Raw genomic sequence first — 15,561 nt, forward strand, 5'->3', positions numbered from 1 at the left:
AAAGCCTAAGCTATGTGCCCCATACTACATGTATGACCCAATAAAAAGGAGAAGACTTCATGGATGATAAGGTAAAAAAACTTGCTGGTAGGGCACAGGCCTCTCTGAGTCATGCTGTAGATTATATGAAGGAAAAGATAATAGAACTTACGGGAGGAACCTCCATCACAATTATGGAGCTCGCTCTTTATATTCAAAACCAACCGGAGACGAATCGAAACGACAAGAAGCTTTTAGGGAAGACCTATACCTTTTATTCTCTAAAGAAAGAAGGAGCGACCTACCATTTGGAAATGAAAAATGCCCACATCCTTCAGTTGGACGTCCACATCAAAAATCACGATATCATCTCCTATCGTTCCTATCGTGATCATTCTAAACTGTCCAGTCCCATTAAGATTCCTAATACCCTCTTGCCAGATTGAACATCTTGAGTGGCCCTTTATAAAAAAGGGCCACTTTTTACTTTTTATCCCTCTTAAAACGAGACATATAGGAATAATATGGGTATATGATAGAGAGAGAATGAGCAGGAAAGGAGTCGTTGGTATGAATGAAAAGTGGAATGGCGACCAAATGGCAGATGTAAAGGGGAAAACAGTTGTGATTACAGGGGCGAATAGCGGCCTTGGTTTTGAAACGGCTTTTGTATTAGCGGGGAAAGGAGCAGAAGTCATTCTTGCTGTCCGGAATGCTTCGAAAGGGGAAAAGGCGGTGGATCGAATCACGTCTGCCCATCCTAAGGCAAATGTCTCCGTGATGCCACTCGATTTAAGTGATTTGAGGAGCATTCATCAGTTTAGTGATTCATTCTTGGAGAACTACGATTCCTTATCCATTCTAATCAACAATGCAGGGGTCATGATTCCCCCTTATAGTCAAACGAAGGATGGGTTCGAGCTACAATTCGGAAGCAATCACCTTGGGCATTTTGCCTTGACCGGCCTATTGCTTCCCAAAATCCTTTCGACGCCAAAATCACGGGTCGTCACATTAAGCAGTTTAGCCGCCAATAACGGGACCATAAACTTCGATCACTTGGATGGGAAGGATCAATATAAACCAATGAGGTATTATGCCCAAAGCAAACTTGCCAACCTTCTCTTTTCCCGGGAATTGCAAAACAAGTTCGAACAGCACCAAGCAAACTCGATCAGTGTCGCCTGCCACCCTGGACTTTCCCATACCAACCTCATGTCACGCGGATCTGGCAAGCCCCTGAATAAGTTTGTCCACTATCTGTCCAAGACCTTCACCCAGCCCGCCAATATGGGTGCCCTTCCCACGCTTTATGCAGCAACGGAACCTACCTTAAGAGGTGGGGAATATATTGGCCCGGATGGAAAAAAGGGAAGAAAGGGCTTCCCTAAAAAAGATCCCATCATCGATTCTCTATATGAAAAAGACACTTCAGAAAGGTTATGGGAGACTTCAGAATCCATGACAGGTGTTCAGTATCCCTTCACTTTTGCGAATATAAACCGATCATGATGATTCTCTATAGAACAGGAACCAGCTGTTCTTTTTTTTCGTCCTTTTTCATGAAAGATGCGTAATTTCCCTTTTAAGAGAGATACTATAAAAAAAATTAATGAGGGACAAGCATGCTTGAAAACGGAAAAATTACTTCCTATCAATTGGCACTGATTATTTACCCAACCATCTTTGCTACAGCCATTTTGACCGTGCCAAACATATCCCATTCATATGCGGGGCGAGATATGTGGATATCTCCGATCATTGGCTCATTGAATGGTTTTTTCACAGCTTATATCCTATACCAATTACATAAGATGTACCCGAATGAAACGATATTCGAATACAGCCGGCATATTATAGGCAAGTTTCCTTCAAAGGCCCTGACTTGTTTGTATGTTTTCTTTTTCCTTTACATGTCGGGCTTCATTTTAAGGGAGTATGCCGATTTCATCATCATTACATTTTTGCCGGAAACGCCAAGGGTCGTCATCATGGGTAGCCTGGTCTTGGTGTCTGCCTTCGCCGTTTCTGGCGGTGTATCGGTGCTGGGACGTGCTTCATCTCTTTTCATTCCCATATTCATCATCCCGATTCCATTCATTATGTTGATTCTTTTTCAGGACTACGATACGACCAGGATTTATCCGATATTGGAAAATGGTCTAAAGCCGCCACTATTAGGCGCCGCCGTTCCACAGGCTTGGTTCAGTGAAGTCTTTATCATTGCGGTACTTCTACCATTCCTTAGGGATCGAAAGCAGGGGATGAAATGGATCATCATCTCCATCATCGCCATTATGCTGAGCCTTATTTGCTTGAATCTAACTGCCTTGTTCCTTTTCGGTGATCTCACGAGCTACTACACATTTCCCGTATTCAAGGCGATTCGCTACATCAGTTTCATGAATTTCTTTGAGCACCTTGAAGCGGCGATCATACCAGGATGGATGCTTGGGGCATACATTAAGCTCACGGTGTTCTTCTATATCCTAGTTGTGGGTACAGCTCAGTGCCTGAATCTTCCTAGCTATAAACCGCTTATCCTACCGTTAGGATTCCTGGTTACATTATTTGGTTTTTGGGAGTTTTACAACTTACAGGGTCAGACCGAGTTCACTAGAACCGTCTTTCCTTTTTTGCTTCCCTTCATGTTGACACTGCTCCCGGTCCTGCTATTAGTAATAGCTAAATTGAAAAGACGTTTATACCAGAAGAAAGAAGTGCCGAATGGCTCTTCATCCCTAACTAAAAACTAGCCTGTAGAAAGGGGTAGGCCATGTCATGAACCAATCCGAACAAGAGAAAATAAAGCAGGACTTGCCGCTATTTAAGGATCTTCCCAAAAACCTTTCCTATTTACAAGCGACTTATTCCAATTGTTACGATGTGGTTTTTCGGACCTTTTGCATTGGGGGACATACGGATGCCGCCATCCTTTATATGGAAGGACTATCTGATACGAAACAAATTGAAAATAATGTGATGAATACGCTGATGGAAGAGTCCCTCTCATTTTCTGACATCCATGAAGCCGTGAAAGAAAGGCTTCAAGTTCTTGATACAAAAGAAATTCGTACGTTTGCCGATTGCATCACCTATCTTTCTACCGGCTACTCGATTCTCTTGGTACAAAAAATGGATTATGCCCTGGCACTGGGCCTTGTGAAAGTTGATAAGCGCCCGATTGAGGACCCCGAAGCTGAAAGTGTGGTTCGTGGTCCCCGCGAAGGATTCATCGAATCCATACAAACCAACACATCTCTCATTCGCAGAAAAATCAGCTCCCCCACGCTTAAAATGGAATCAGTAAAAGTGGGGAGTTATACAAAAACGGAGGTTGTCATTGCCTATATAGAGGGTAAGGCTGATAAACAAGTATTGGAGACATTGAAAACCAGGATCAACGAGATTGAATTGGATGGTGTTCTGGAAACAGGATATATCGAGGGATCCATCAAGGACAATCCATATTCGCCTTTTCCACAATTGCTAACAACGGAAAGACCCGATGTTGTGGCTGCCAATTTGCTGGAAGGACGTATCGTCATCCTAGTCGATGGGACACCCTTCGTTTTAATCGCCCCGGTCAGTTTCTATTCTTTTATCCAGTCACCGGAAGATTATTATTTTGGCTTTTTAATCGGTTCTTCTGTACGACTATTACGCTACCTATTTATTTTTTTCTCGGTTACCCTCCCGTCCTTGTATGTCGCCATCCTGACTTTTCACCAGGAAATGATTCCGACCACCCTGTTAATTACCATTGCCTCATCACGGGAAGCCATACCATTTCCGGCATTCGTGGAAGCAATCCTGATGGAGGTCACCTTCGAGGCTCTAAGGGAAGCAGGACTCCGGCTTCCTAAACAAATCGGTGCAGCCGTCAGCATCGTCGGGGGGCTAGTTATCGGACAGGCCGCGGTTCAAGCCGGAATCGTTTCCGCTCCGATGGTCATCGTCGTTTCTCTTACAGGGATCGCCTCCTTTTTAGTGCCTCGCTATTCGCAGGGTATCGCCTTACGATTATTACGCTTCCCCATTATCCTCCTTGCCGGGACACTGGGATTATTCGGGCTGATGCTTGGGATCATCACTATCGTCATTCATCTATGCAAGTTGACCTCCATTGGGGTACCTTACCTACCACCTTTGAAGAATGGTTCATGGCAAGACGCACTATTCCGGGCACCTTGGCAATCTTTACAGAAGCGGAGGAGATTTTTTAATGAAGACAACCACCCCAATCAGAAAAACCTTAGGATGAGAGGAAAGGACTCCAAAGCATGAATACCATTCTTTCCAAGCCAATCAAAAAAGCCATTACAGTGACCATGCTTTGCTTTTTCACTTGTACCCTATCTGGCTGTTGGGGTAGTAAAGAACTTTCCAATATGGCCTTGGTCATGGCAGCGGGGATAGATATTACAGAAGAAGATAAAGTGAAAGTTACCATCCAGGTTTTCATTCCCCGGGCCGCCAGCAGTCAACAGCAAGGAGCCGGTCCTGGGACGGGTGGAGTCGAAAGCCTTGTCCTCGTTAAATCCGCAACAGGGGAAAATATGGCGGATGCCATGGTGAACCTGCAAAAGTTATTTTCTCGCCAGATTTTCTGGGGCCACTGTGATGCCTTTATTTTCGGAGAAAAATTTGCCCTTAAAGGTCATTTGAATGATCAGATTGATTTCATCAATCGCCATCCTCAACCCCGGGCACGTGGCGACTTATTTATCAGCAAGGGGCCGGCTTCCGAGATACTCGAATTGGTCCCCGCTCTAGAAAGTTATATGGGGGATGTTTTACAAAAATCATCGGAATTGTATATAAAAAAACCGATCACAGTAAAGGATTTCCAGCTGATGACCATCAGTGATTCCAAGGGCGGCATACTCCCCCTTCTTGAAATATCCAAGCCTGATCAACCAGAAAAGGCAACAGAGACCATTACCACGTTTTCTGGTGTCGCTATTTTCAAAGAGGATAAAATGGTAGGATCGATTAAAGAAGATGTCACGCAAGGTTTGCTATGGATCCGGAATCAAAATAAATTGGGAGCGATAACCACATCGACCCCTGACGGAAGGAAAATCTCGGTGCACCCACTTCGGCAATCGACAAAGCTGATTCCCAAGATTGAAAACGGAAAGTGGAGTGTAACGGTTGATGTGAACGTAGACGGTTTACTGGTTCAAAACGGCAGCAATCTGGATATCATGGAGGAATCTAGCTCGAAGCAGATTGAGACCTATTTACAGCATGAAATGGAACGAGATATAGAGGCTGCCATTACCGAGGTGAGGGATGGCATGGGGACGGATGCCTTCGGTATTGCTGAATCCTTTCATCAAAAGTATCCAGAAGAGTGGGAAAAGGTAAAAGACCATTGGAAGTATGTCTTCCCACAAGTCACAATAAACATGGATATCCATTTGAAAGTACAAGAACCAGGTTTGATGACGAAAACATTAGGAACGATAAAGAGAGGTGAGTAGGATTTGAAAATGGCCGTTATATTGGGAGTGACTGTCTTACTCTTCCTCCTTTTTCTTTTCAACTATCCTAAAATCGACCGCTCCCATAAAAGAGAAAAAACGGTGGTCCTTTTACTGGCCATCGGATGGGTTCTGGCAATCCTTCTCATACTCTTTCCGGAAATGCCGGGACCTACACAAATATTCAACATCCTGTTTGGTCCACTAAAAAAGCTATTATAACGAAAAAGAGGGAGCCTAGGCCGCCCCCTCTTTCTTCATTTATTATTCAGCGTCAAAAACTTCTACTTTCTCCATTTTGTCGCCATTTTTCATTGCTTTAGCCGTTTCTAGACCTGATGTTACTTTACCGAATACAGTATGAACACCGTTTAGATGCGGTTGTGGTTCATGAACGATAAAGAATTGGCTTGAGCCCGTATCTTTTCCGGCATGCGCCATGGACAAGCTGCCTGCTTCATGCTTGTGTGGGTTTCCAGCTGTTTCACATTTGATTTGTGTGCCGCTTCCGCCTGCACCTGTACCTGTTGGATCCCCACCTTGGCTTACGAAGCCAGGGATGACACGGTGAAAGACTACACCATTGTAAAAGCCTGTGTTTGCCAGGTTCTCAAAGTTAGCCACTGTGTTTGGTGCTTCATTAGGGAAAAGATCAAATTCGATTTTCTCTCCGTTTTCCATCAATATGTATCCTTTTTTAGCCATTATAAAACATCTCCTTTAAAATGAACTGAATCAGTCTTAATAGTACCATTTTTAGCAAGAGAAAGAAAAGAAAGCGCTGTGTTTTCAGATTCAATTATTATACAGCGTGCGTTTCTTCTCTTATAATAGGGAATATTCACTAAAAAAGGAGGAAAAAACAATGACCCAACAATTTGATGCCTTATTCGTAAACAAACAAGAAGATGACTTTTCCTTAACCATTCAGCAACTTTCACTCAGCGATCTTCCAGAAGGTGAAGTGCTCATCCGCGTGCATTATTCTGGCGTGAACTATAAAGACAGCCTAGCGACGATCCCTAACGGAAACATCGTTGGCCGCTATCCGATTGTCCCTGGCATCGATTTGGCAGGTGTTGTCGTTTCATCTAAGGATTCCCGTTTCAAAGAAGGAGACGAAGTGATTGCCACCTCCTACGAGATTGGCGTTTCACACTTCGGGGGCTACAGTGAGTTCGCCCGTATTCCAGCAGAGTGGGTTGTCCCGCTCCCTGAAGGCCTAACATTGAAAGAAGCCATGGTTATCGGAACTGCCGGTTTCACCGCTGCACTTTCCATCATGCGTCTAGAAGAAAATGGACTCAAGCAAGAGGACGGAAATGTTCTCGTCACAGGAGCCACTGGAGGCGTCGGCAGTTTTGCCGTCTCGATTCTTTCCAAGCTCGGCTATTCGGTAGAAGCGAGCACCGGGAAAAAATCAGAACACGCGTACATAAAGGAACTGGGTGCTACGAAGATTTTATCCCGTGAAGATGTCTATGATGGCACGCTTCGTCCACTTGGCAAGCAAAAATGGATTGGTGCCGTTGACCCGGTCGGTGGAGAAACATTGGCCTCTGTCCTGAGCCAAGTTAAATATGGTGGATCGGTGGCGGTCAGTGGATTAACCGGAGGGACAAACCTGCCTTCGACTGTCTTCCCATTCATTTTGAGAGGCGTCAGCTTGCTTGGCATCGATTCAGTGAATTGCCCTATGGATACGAGGCTGAAAGTTTGGAAACGCCTAGCAACCGACTTTAAGTTGGATCATGTAGAACAGCTCATTCAACAGGAAATTTCCTTGCAGGAACTTCCCGATGTCCTGCCTACCTTACTGAAAGGTCAAGCAAGGGGACGGACAATCGTCAAATTATAAAAAACAAAAGGTGACGTTAGCTCTGGCTCTCGTCACCTTTTAATGTGCCTTTGAATAGGGAGGATGATATCGACGGTGGTTCCTTTGCCGACCTCGCTACTAAATTTAATTTGCCCTTGATGCTCATGAATGATTTTTGTACTCACCATTAGCCCCAGGCCGGTCCCTTTTTCCGTTGTGCTATAAAAAGGCTCACCTAAATGCTTCATTCGTTCCTCTGTCATCCCACTACCCGAATCAATGAAGCGGATGACCAGGTTCCCTGGATCATATTCATCCAACTGGATATGAAGTTTCCCGCCATTTTCCATGGCTTCAATCGCATTATTCACTACATTAGTAAACACTTGCTTTAATAGATTAGGTTCACCAAATACTGTTGAATCGTCGACTTTAGTTTCCATCGTTATTTCGACATCGTTCAGATTCGCCTGAAGCTTGGCCAACGTTATGACACTATCTAAAATGGCAGGTATCCGGGTATGTTCACATGTTTGCAATTGGGGATTGGCAAGACATAAAAACTCTTTAGCCAACCGTTCGATCTTGTCCACTTCCTTCACTGACAGGTCAAGGTATTCCTGCTTGTCAGGCGTTTCACCCATTAATTGCAAAAATCCCTTGATGGCAGTTAGTGGATTCCTTATCTCATGGGCAATGCCCGCCGCCATCTGACCGACCGCAGAAAGCATATTCGTCTTGCATAATAATTCTTCTGTCTTCTTACGTTCGGTAATATCTCTACAGAAAACCTGGATGGCCGGTCGTCCCTTATAAATAATCGGAAGGGCGATGGTTTCACCATAAAATACTTCACCATTAAAGCGCCTGAACTTTTGCTCCAGTAACTCGACCGTCTTCCCCTCATCTCTCATCACTTCTATTCGCTTGCCGACCGTGTCTTGAGAATCGGGATGCACGAACTGAAAAACGGACTTCCCCATAATTTCTTCCACAGACAAGCCCAGCATTCTGGCACCTTCGGGATTCATATACTCAATGATTCCATTACGATGCACAAAGATTGCTTCAGGTGACACCTCGATCAGGTTGCGATACCGTTCTTCGCTCTCCCTCAACGCTATTTCAGCCAACTTTTGATTCGTAATGTCCCTGTATACGAACGCCAATGCCGTCGGTTCATCTTCGTTATTCCTGATCGTAAAAAGGGTGATGCTCACATCAATTAGCTGGCCATCTTTTCTTTGTCTGACCGTTTCGAAGCCCTTCTCTTGTTCCCCCGACTTGACCCTATTATGCAACTCGTCAACAGATTCCTTCAGGAAATCGGGGATGATCGGAAAAGGCTTACCAAATACCTCGTCATTCATCCAGCCAAAAAACTCCTCAAAGGCAGCATTAACTTGTAGGGTTTTACCATCTAGATCAACGATGGAAATGGCATCCGCACTTTGTTCCATGAAAGATTGAAGCTGCTTTGTGATATCATCTACTTTTTCTTCCACTTGCCCTTGTCTATCATTAATTAGCTTTTTCAACAGATTTATTCCTTTCCAATTCCGAAAATTCACTTACTCAATTTTACAGTAACAGTAAATCATTTACCAGTATTTTATAGTAGTTTTCACTATCAATGTAGTGAAAACCCAATAAAAAGAAGCTAAATCAGTCATGCAGATTTAGCTCTTCCCTTTAAATGTATTATATTTATATTCTCCAACTATTGGTTCATAGAAGCATGTAACCACTATCATGGTATACGCACAATAATTTAACACGATATACATAAGAAAAGACGACACGTAGATGTGCCGTCTTTTCTAGTCATCAATCTTGTGGATCAAAAGCCGCTTCGAAAGCAGATGATACCTTTTCGAACTCCTCGTCCGTTTCGATATCATTTAACTCTCCTTCGCCTTCAACTCTGAAAAAGAAAATATCGATATCTTCCTCTGTGTCTTCTTCAATGTCTTCTAGCAAACCTACAGCTACATATTCCGTTCCTTCAACATCCAATGTTCCCAGAACTTCAACCTCGTGCTCTTGATCACTGTCGTCAGTAAGGGTAAACACTTCACCTTCGCGAATACTTCCCATCATAATCTCTCCTCTCAAGTCCATTTAAAATGGGTTTGTTTCCATAGTATATCTACTATTCCATACAGAAACAAATTTTTGCTTTAAAAAAGGGCAATTCTTTTCCTTTTCAATAAAAAATCCAGTAAAGTGGGGGAAATCGCTAGAATTTAAATCATTCAGACTATTTTGTTTATATTACTGTAATTTTATACCTAATCATATATACTAATATTGCTTAATAACAACAAGAAGGAGGAATCCCCTTTGACTATGAAGAAAGTCGATCATATCGGCATCGTTGTAAGAGATCTAGAAACATCCATATCCTTTTATCAAGAAGTGTTGGATTTGAAATTGAAAGCGCGTGTACCCCATACGAATGGTATCATTCAGCTTGCCTTTCTTGGGTATGACGGTTCAGATGAAACCGAAATTGAATTGATCCAAGGATATAGTGACACGTTGCCATCAGAAGCAACGATTCACCACTTTGCCATTACCGTGGATGATATCGAAGAAGAATACGCGCGGATCCAAAGCCTTGAGAATGTCGAACTGATTGATGAAGAAATCGTCACCTTGCCAAACGGCTATCGCTATTTCTACATATACGGACCAGAGAAGGAATGGATCGAGTTCTTCCAGAGATGAACACAAAAAGCAGAGCGATCAGCTTCTGCTTTTTTTAATGAGTCCAATAAAATAAATAGTTATCAAGCTTCGTCTACAGGTATCCGGTAATCAGGATTGCTCTGGTTCCAACCTCCGCCTTCTTCCACGGATTGATTGATACTGCTGTCCCCATCACCATCAATCCAAATTCTCTCTCCATTCTCCAATGTCCGCCAATGAGGTTCCACACCATGTTCTTGATGATTTTCTTCTATTATATATGATCCATCTGACCCATTTTCTAGTGCAAGATCCGAACCATCCAATCCGCCTTCATTCCCATTTACATCAATAACGTCCGCCATATCCAAAATGGATACCCCCAACGCACCAACGGCGACTGTTTTCCCAACATTGCGTAATCCTTCTTTCCAACGTGTTTCGTCTCCATCCCTAAGTCCTCCGGCTACATCTCCAACATTCCCCACCGTCGCCTTAATACCTTGTCCCACTGCTTTCGCTGTATTCCCAACACCGTCCCCTAAATCCTTGAACCCTTGATCCACCTTCCCATCATCTTTCGATACTAGTCCACTTCCAAGATTCCAAACTCCCTCAGCAACATTCCCTAGTTGCTTACCTGTGAACTCCGTTGAATTCTTAACACCATCGCCAACCTCTTGGATGAACTTAGATCCCGTTAATTCTCCAACTCCCTTAATAATGCCTCCAGTCACACCGCCAACTAACCATCCCGCACCTTCACCGGCACTTTTGAGAAAACCCATATTATTAGCCCCCATATCCATTTAGTAGTTCAATATTACTACTTATTGTCATTTAATAACATACCATACTAAAAAAATACAGGGAACTAATCAAAAAAAGACCCTATTGGCCCTTTCCTTTAGAATGCATATTGATATAACCCATAATATAACGGTCCGAGTGTAATGAGTAATGTGACTCCGATGAGGATACTTTTCGCACGTCCTGATATATCTTCCATTGCTGCTTCTCCATCATCATGCTTTCCGATATAACTGAAAAGTACATCCCACAGCAAACCACCTACAAACACGAATTTCCATATAAGAGGCGTGAGTATGGCTGTATTCGTCACAAATCCAAATAGTCCGATCCACGTAATAACTGAAATGATGAAATCCACTATTAAAGAGGGGGTACGAAGGCCTTTAAGCAAAAAAGCAATCGCCACCGTTCCTAAAATCCCTAAATAAATCGTCCAAAAAATATGCATATTCCATCCTTCTTCCGGTAAGATTCTTCAATTATATGAAGTATCGGATGAAAAGGGAATACAATAATGACATTCTCTTAATCTAGTACATATATCCTGTAAAACTATTTTATTTTTTAGATTAACCCGGTAAAATTTTCGAAGAATGATAAAGGTTTTGGATTTTAACCCTAAATCATATGTCCACTTTCAAGTATTGAGGGCAGATTTTATTACGGTCGTAGATAAAGATGAATAACTAATTAAGTATGTACTAGGAAAATAGAAATGATGAAACCTACTTGAATCAACCAAGAGATTTCCACGTTAAGAATGGGACTTCAACAGAATTATCGGGGGTTTGAATAGGAGAATATCAAATGCTAGAAGAAGGTGATTCCGGCTGTAAATGCACAGTGATCACCTTTTTCATTCTATCTTAGATTACCAGCTTGCCTTTTTGATGCCCGCGATTTGCCCAATATGTGCAAGATCACGGAAAACGATCCTGGACATGTTGAACTTCCGCATATATCCACGTGGTCTTCCCGTAACTCCACACCGATTGTGAATACGTGTTGGCGAAGCATCCCTTGGGAGCTTGGCCAATGCTGCATAATCTCCTTTCACTTTAAGTTCCTGTCGAACCTCTGCATACTTCTCTACTGTTTCCAGCTGTTTTTTTGCCTTTGCTATCATTGACTTTTTTGCCACCTTAGTTATCTCCCCTTCTATAAAAATGATTATATTGTACCCGGATTACTTTGTTTCACGGTGAAGTGTGTGTTTCTTTAAGCGCGGGCAGTACTTTTTCAATTCGATTCGATCAGGATGGTTTCGCTTATTTTTCGTCGTTATATAATTCCGATCTCCCGTCTCTGTACATGCCAAGGTAATGTTTACTCTCATGTTTGTTCCCTCCTAAATGTTTTATAAATATCCTTAATCGTCATGATTACGATTTATGATGTTTACCTTTATATAATAAAACGTAATGATTACTATTTGCAAGTTTTTTCGTAAGCTTTTTCGATTTCCCCTTGGTTCCCTACTCAACATCAAATATCTACATAAAGAAAAAGCAGGCTCCCCGACCATGTCAGGAAGCCTGCTTTTTTCTAAAAATACATCTTTAAATCTGGAATTTACGAACCACTTGCTTTAGCTCATCTGCCATAGAGGTCAATGAATGCACGGATGAATTGATTTCTTCCATCGATGCCAGTTGTTCTTCCGTTGAAGCCGCCACTTCTTCTGAATTGGCCGCATTTTCCTGTGCGTGTGCCGTTAATTTATTCGACGTTTCCGATACTTCATCTACACTGACTGAAATTTGTTGAATAGAAGCCGTGATTTCCTCGATTTTCGGAGTAATGTCTCTCGTACTTTGAAGGATCTGGGCGAATTTATTCGATGTTTCCACTGAAACCTTCACGCCCTGTTCCGCATTATCCATCACGTCTTTCATGATCGTAACAGAATTCCTTGTGTCGTCTTGCATTCCCATGATTAAATCCGTGATCAATTTAGTAGAGTTCTGGGATTGTTCAGCTAGTTTCTTCACTTCATCGGCCACCACGGCGAATCCCTTACCATGTTCGCCCGCCCTTGCCGCTTCGATTGCTGCATTTAATGCCAATAGATTCGTCTGTCCAGCAATGCCCGTGATTACATCGATAATATTCCCGATTTGATTAGAACGTTCCGATAAAGAATCGATAACCTGATTCGATTGGTTAACCGATTCATGGATGAATCTCATTTGCTTCAAGTTCTCCTCGACATAGTGGCTGCCCTCTTCTGCCTGTTTCTCGGTTTCTTTTGAAAGCTCTGACATGCTAGCCGTACTTTCGGTAATCCGTTCCACACCCTGGCTCACTTCATTCAGTGAACCGAGACTAATTTCCAGTTGCCTTGTTGAACTTTCAGAAGCCCCGGAGATTTCCTGTATCGAAAGAGCGATTGTTTCTGCTGCCAATTTCGATTGTTCAGAACTGACACTTAATTGCTCAGCCGATGATGTAACTTTATTCGTATTGGAGGAGATGGCCGTAATCGTATGATGCAGATTTTGGGTCATCTTTTCAAAAGATTGATTTAACACATAAATCTCATCGCGGGTTCTTACCTCGATTTTTTCTATATTCAAATCTCCTTCAGCGACCCGGTTAGCCATTTTACTCAACTTCTCGATTGGTTTGGAAATAACGTTTGAAATCAATAATCCATCAGCCATCGCAAGCACGAAAGCTATCAGGCTTAGAATGATAATCTTCTTAGTTGCCGACTTTGATTTATCCTGAACCTCTTTCACCTTTTGCACCATGATGTCGTCTTTGATCCATGTATAGAATGAATTCGTTTGCTCAACCATTTTGGTACTGATGGGAACCACATTATCCCGGGCTAGGGACTTGGCTTTTTCAGGATCGGCTCGTACCGCTTCTACAGATTTACGACTCTCCTCAATCCATTCGTCATTTGATGCTTTGATTCCATCGAGCTCTTTGGTCATTTTATCTGAGTGCGACAAATCTCTCGCTTCTTTTATTAATTCATTGATGTTTTCATTCGATTCATACATCTTCTCTTTCATATCAGGTGTTTCATATAATAGATATCCTCTTAAATACGTTACCTGACGTGCTGCATCCGTCTGGATACTTTGAGTGATTGATTGAACCTCGGAGATATTATCAAGAATATAATCATACTTCTTGTTCATATCTTTCATACTGTGATAAGAAATGAAAGCTGAAACTCCAAAAATGATGGAGACAAGAAAAAAGCTTAGTAGTAACTTATTCTTTATGGATAATTTCATTCTTTTTTACCCCTCTATTTCTTTTGTAATGGTCACGCTTATCTATCCCTTTTCATATAAAAAGCCCACAATTAAAGTGGACGGTAAATATGTTCCCAAGGAGTAATAGTTTCCTTTTCTTTTATCGGTCAAGAAAAGGAAAAATTAAATGGAACATGGTGGTAAAATAAATATTATTTGTTAAACACTATCATTTAAGAGGGCAGGGGAATGCATGTTATTAAGAAACGCAACATATTTGAATGAAGAGTATGCCATTTCAAGGGGAAATCTGTTAATACATGAAGGGAAAATCGTCACAAATCCTTCTCTCTCTGAAGGGAATGCTTCTGTCGAAGAAATGGATTGTGAAGGATATATACTAATACCTGGATTATACAATGCTCATTTTCATGGTTATTCATTAACTGCCCAAGGACTTCAAAGGGATATGAAAATTGAAGAGTGGTGTAATGACAGCAAACAAGGACACCTTCAATCCGGATATTTTGAGAAAATCGATGCACTGACCAGAAGGGAATATGAAACGATTTGTATGAAGGCTTACGCAGATATGGTGAAGAAGGGAATCACGTTCGTCAGTGAATCAGAGCCAAGTAATTGGCCGGATGCGATTGCCGAAACCATCAACCGCATTGGAATGAAAGGTTTTGTCGATACCTATGAGAAGATTCCGGAATATCACGATCTGCAAAGTGGGCAGGTCAACTTTGGTACGCATTTGCTAGAAGAAGAGGATATCACGGATGAAACCCTTGCTCTCTGTGTTTCTAGTAAAAAGGACTTTGATTCCCTCTATACCACGCATGGGATGGAAAACCAATGGAGAAGGGACCTGATTTATTCTCAATACGGAAAGTCATCCATCGAGTTATATAAAGAGCAAGGGCTACTCGATAACAAGACGATTTTTTTCCATGGCGTTCACTTGAATGAAATAGATATCGATTTACTAGCTGAGGCAGGTTCCTCTGTCGTCCATTGTCCCGTCTCGAACCTAAGCACTGGAGCAGGTATAGCCCCCGTATCCAGCATGCTTGAAAAAGGGCTGAATGTTTGCATGGGAACTGATTATGCCAGTACCGATTTATGGGAAAATATGAAAATCGCCTATTATCTACTCAAAACGATGTCCCCGACACATCCGTTCACAGCGGAGAACATCTGGCAAATGGCAACGCAAAATGGCGCGTCCGCCTATCATCAGAACATGAGTGGAAGAATCAAGGATGGATTTCATGCAGATCTTGTCTTCATAAAAAAGAACCCCCTTATTCCAGAGGTCGATACAGACGAGTTTTCCACGACTGTGCATAATCTTTTACTTGAAACGAGCGAACCGTCCATTCATCATGTAATGGTCAACGGGGAATGGATCATGTTCAATCGCACCCTTACACACGTGGATGAGGAAGAAATGAACCGGGCATATAAAAAAATCCTGACGAAAGTCTATCATCAGGTTGTTGAATAGGTTTCAATGACACAGGGGCTGTCCCAAAAGGTGTAATTACCCCGT

At 42.4% G+C, this 15,561-nt stretch carries 17 protein-coding genes; 9 read left to right on the forward strand and 8 right to left on the reverse strand.

The window, feature by feature from the left end; genetic code table 11:
* Positions 1–59 precede the first annotated feature (59 nt).
* From ACIQXU_RS12760 to ACIQXU_RS12785, 6 genes are all read left to right on the forward strand, one after another.
* Positions 60–425: a hypothetical protein gene (locus ACIQXU_RS12760; protein ID WP_402989866.1), complete on the forward strand. Its 366-nt coding sequence runs from the start codon at positions 60–62 to the stop codon at positions 423–425.
* A 124-nt stretch (positions 426–549) separates the two neighbouring features.
* Entirely contained in the window at positions 550–1,491 is a 942-nt protein-coding gene (locus ACIQXU_RS12765; protein WP_402954182.1) for an oxidoreductase, read from the forward strand.
* A 113-nt stretch (positions 1,492–1,604) separates the two neighbouring features.
* Positions 1,605–2,735: a GerAB/ArcD/ProY family transporter gene (locus ACIQXU_RS12770; protein WP_402954184.1), complete on the forward strand. Its 1,131-nt coding sequence runs from the start codon at positions 1,605–1,607 to the stop codon at positions 2,733–2,735.
* A gap of 25 nt (positions 2,736–2,760) precedes the next feature.
* Complete coding sequence (locus tag ACIQXU_RS12775) at positions 2,761–4,266, forward strand: spore germination protein (protein WP_402989869.1); 1,506 nt, start codon at positions 2,761–2,763, stop codon at positions 4,264–4,266.
* Entirely contained in the window at positions 4,263–5,468 is a 1,206-nt protein-coding gene (locus tag ACIQXU_RS12780; protein ID WP_402954188.1) for a Ger(x)C family spore germination protein, read from the forward strand. Before ACIQXU_RS12775 ends, ACIQXU_RS12780 begins: the two co-directional genes overlap by 4 nt.
* Positions 5,469–5,477: 9 nt before the next feature.
* Positions 5,478–5,690, forward strand: coding sequence for a hypothetical protein (locus ACIQXU_RS12785; protein ID WP_402990074.1), 213 nt, complete (start codon positions 5,478–5,480; stop codon positions 5,688–5,690).
* A gap of 42 nt (positions 5,691–5,732) precedes the next feature.
* On the opposite strand, the gene ACIQXU_RS12790 is transcribed toward ACIQXU_RS12785, so the two are convergent.
* Positions 5,733–6,173: a peptidylprolyl isomerase gene (locus ACIQXU_RS12790; protein WP_251540275.1), complete on the reverse strand. Its 441-nt coding sequence runs from the start codon at positions 6,171–6,173 to the stop codon at positions 5,733–5,735.
* Between the two features lie 160 nt (positions 6,174–6,333).
* Here ACIQXU_RS12790 and ACIQXU_RS12795 point away from each other — a divergent pair, with 160 nt between their 5' ends.
* Positions 6,334–7,326 (forward strand): NADPH:quinone oxidoreductase family protein, encoded by a 993-nt coding sequence (locus ACIQXU_RS12795; protein ID WP_402871253.1) that lies wholly within the window; start codon positions 6,334–6,336, stop codon positions 7,324–7,326.
* 32 nt (positions 7,327–7,358) lie between these two features.
* On the opposite strand, the gene ACIQXU_RS12800 is transcribed toward ACIQXU_RS12795, so the two are convergent.
* Both ACIQXU_RS12800 and ACIQXU_RS12805 read right to left on the reverse strand, forming a co-directional pair.
* The gene (locus tag ACIQXU_RS12800; RefSeq protein WP_402871251.1) at positions 7,359–8,825 is read right to left on the reverse strand and encodes a PAS domain-containing sensor histidine kinase; all 1,467 of its coding nucleotides are present in this window, start codon (positions 8,823–8,825) and stop codon (positions 7,359–7,361) included.
* Between the two features lie 289 nt (positions 8,826–9,114).
* The gene (locus tag ACIQXU_RS12805) at positions 9,115–9,384 is read right to left on the reverse strand and encodes a DUF1292 domain-containing protein (protein ID WP_402871248.1); all 270 of its coding nucleotides are present in this window, start codon (positions 9,382–9,384) and stop codon (positions 9,115–9,117) included.
* Positions 9,385–9,636: 252 nt separating this feature from the next.
* On the opposite strand from ACIQXU_RS12805, the gene ACIQXU_RS12810 reads away from it, so the two are divergent.
* Positions 9,637–10,017 carry a VOC family protein gene (locus tag ACIQXU_RS12810; RefSeq protein ID WP_402955105.1) on the forward strand — a complete coding sequence of 127 codons (381 nt, stop codon included), beginning with the start codon at positions 9,637–9,639 and terminating at the stop codon, positions 10,015–10,017.
* A gap of 62 nt (positions 10,018–10,079) precedes the next feature.
* Here ACIQXU_RS12810 and ACIQXU_RS12815 read toward each other — a convergent pair whose 3' ends face one another.
* The 5 genes from ACIQXU_RS12815 to ACIQXU_RS12835 form a co-directional block, all read right to left on the reverse strand.
* A complete protein-coding gene (locus ACIQXU_RS12815) occupies positions 10,080–10,766 on the reverse strand; it encodes a hypothetical protein (RefSeq protein WP_402989872.1) in 687 nt (228 codons plus the stop codon).
* Between the two features lie 119 nt (positions 10,767–10,885).
* A complete protein-coding gene (locus ACIQXU_RS12820; protein WP_402871239.1) occupies positions 10,886–11,239 on the reverse strand; it encodes a hypothetical protein in 354 nt (117 codons plus the stop codon).
* A 423-nt stretch (positions 11,240–11,662) separates the two neighbouring features.
* Positions 11,663–11,932: a 30S ribosomal protein S14 gene (gene rpsN, locus ACIQXU_RS12825; protein ID WP_402989875.1), complete on the reverse strand. Its 270-nt coding sequence runs from the start codon at positions 11,930–11,932 to the stop codon at positions 11,663–11,665.
* 45 nt (positions 11,933–11,977) lie between these two features.
* Positions 11,978–12,127 carry a 50S ribosomal protein L33 gene (gene rpmG, locus ACIQXU_RS12830; protein WP_402871234.1) on the reverse strand — a complete coding sequence of 50 codons (150 nt, stop codon included), beginning with the start codon at positions 12,125–12,127 and terminating at the stop codon, positions 11,978–11,980.
* 223 nt (positions 12,128–12,350) lie between these two features.
* Positions 12,351–14,042, reverse strand: coding sequence for a methyl-accepting chemotaxis protein (locus ACIQXU_RS12835; RefSeq protein ID WP_402989878.1), 1,692 nt, complete (start codon positions 14,040–14,042; stop codon positions 12,351–12,353).
* Between the two features lie 214 nt (positions 14,043–14,256).
* Between ACIQXU_RS12835 and ACIQXU_RS12840 the strand changes: the two genes are divergently transcribed.
* A complete protein-coding gene (locus tag ACIQXU_RS12840; protein WP_402989881.1) occupies positions 14,257–15,516 on the forward strand; it encodes an amidohydrolase family protein in 1,260 nt (419 codons plus the stop codon).
* Positions 15,517–15,561: the final 45 nt, after the last annotated feature.

The organism is Peribacillus sp. NPDC097284, from assembly GCF_044761765.1.
Taxonomy (GTDB): domain Bacteria; phylum Bacillota; class Bacilli; order Bacillales; family DSM-1321; genus Peribacillus.

Bases quoted from the DNA above. Each gene is read 5' to 3' on its own strand.
- ACIQXU_RS12760 (WP_402989866.1), top strand. From the start codon at position 60: ATGGATGATAAGGTAAAAAAACTTGCTGGTAGGGCACAGGCCTCTCTG.
- ACIQXU_RS12765 (WP_402954182.1), top strand. From the start codon at position 550: ATGAATGAAAAGTGGAATGGCGACCAAATGGCAGATGTAAAGGGGAAA.
- ACIQXU_RS12770 (WP_402954184.1), top strand. From the start codon at position 1,605: ATGCTTGAAAACGGAAAAATTACTTCCTATCAATTGGCACTGATTATT.
- ACIQXU_RS12775 (WP_402989869.1), top strand. From the start codon at position 2,761: ATGAACCAATCCGAACAAGAGAAAATAAAGCAGGACTTGCCGCTATTT.
- ACIQXU_RS12780 (WP_402954188.1), top strand. From the start codon at position 4,263: ATGAATACCATTCTTTCCAAGCCAATCAAAAAAGCCATTACAGTGACC.
- ACIQXU_RS12785 (WP_402990074.1), top strand. From the start codon at position 5,478: ATGGCCGTTATATTGGGAGTGACTGTCTTACTCTTCCTCCTTTTTCTT.
- ACIQXU_RS12790 (WP_251540275.1), bottom strand. From the start codon at position 6,173: ATGGCTAAAAAAGGATACATATTGATGGAAAACGGAGAGAAAATCGAA.
- ACIQXU_RS12795 (WP_402871253.1), top strand. From the start codon at position 6,334: ATGACCCAACAATTTGATGCCTTATTCGTAAACAAACAAGAAGATGAC.
- ACIQXU_RS12805 (WP_402871248.1), bottom strand. From the start codon at position 9,384: ATGGGAAGTATTCGCGAAGGTGAAGTGTTTACCCTTACTGACGACAGT.
- ACIQXU_RS12810 (WP_402955105.1), top strand. From the start codon at position 9,637: ATGAAGAAAGTCGATCATATCGGCATCGTTGTAAGAGATCTAGAAACA.
- ACIQXU_RS12815 (WP_402989872.1), bottom strand. From the start codon at position 10,766: ATGGGTTTTCTCAAAAGTGCCGGTGAAGGTGCGGGATGGTTAGTTGGC.
- ACIQXU_RS12820 (WP_402871239.1), bottom strand. From the start codon at position 11,239: ATGCATATTTTTTGGACGATTTATTTAGGGATTTTAGGAACGGTGGCG.
- rpmG (WP_402871234.1), bottom strand. From the start codon at position 12,127: ATGAGAGTAAACATTACCTTGGCATGTACAGAGACGGGAGATCGGAAT.
- ACIQXU_RS12835 (WP_402989878.1), bottom strand. From the start codon at position 14,042: ATGAAATTATCCATAAAGAATAAGTTACTACTAAGCTTTTTTCTTGTC.
- ACIQXU_RS12840 (WP_402989881.1), top strand. From the start codon at position 14,257: ATGTTATTAAGAAACGCAACATATTTGAATGAAGAGTATGCCATTTCA.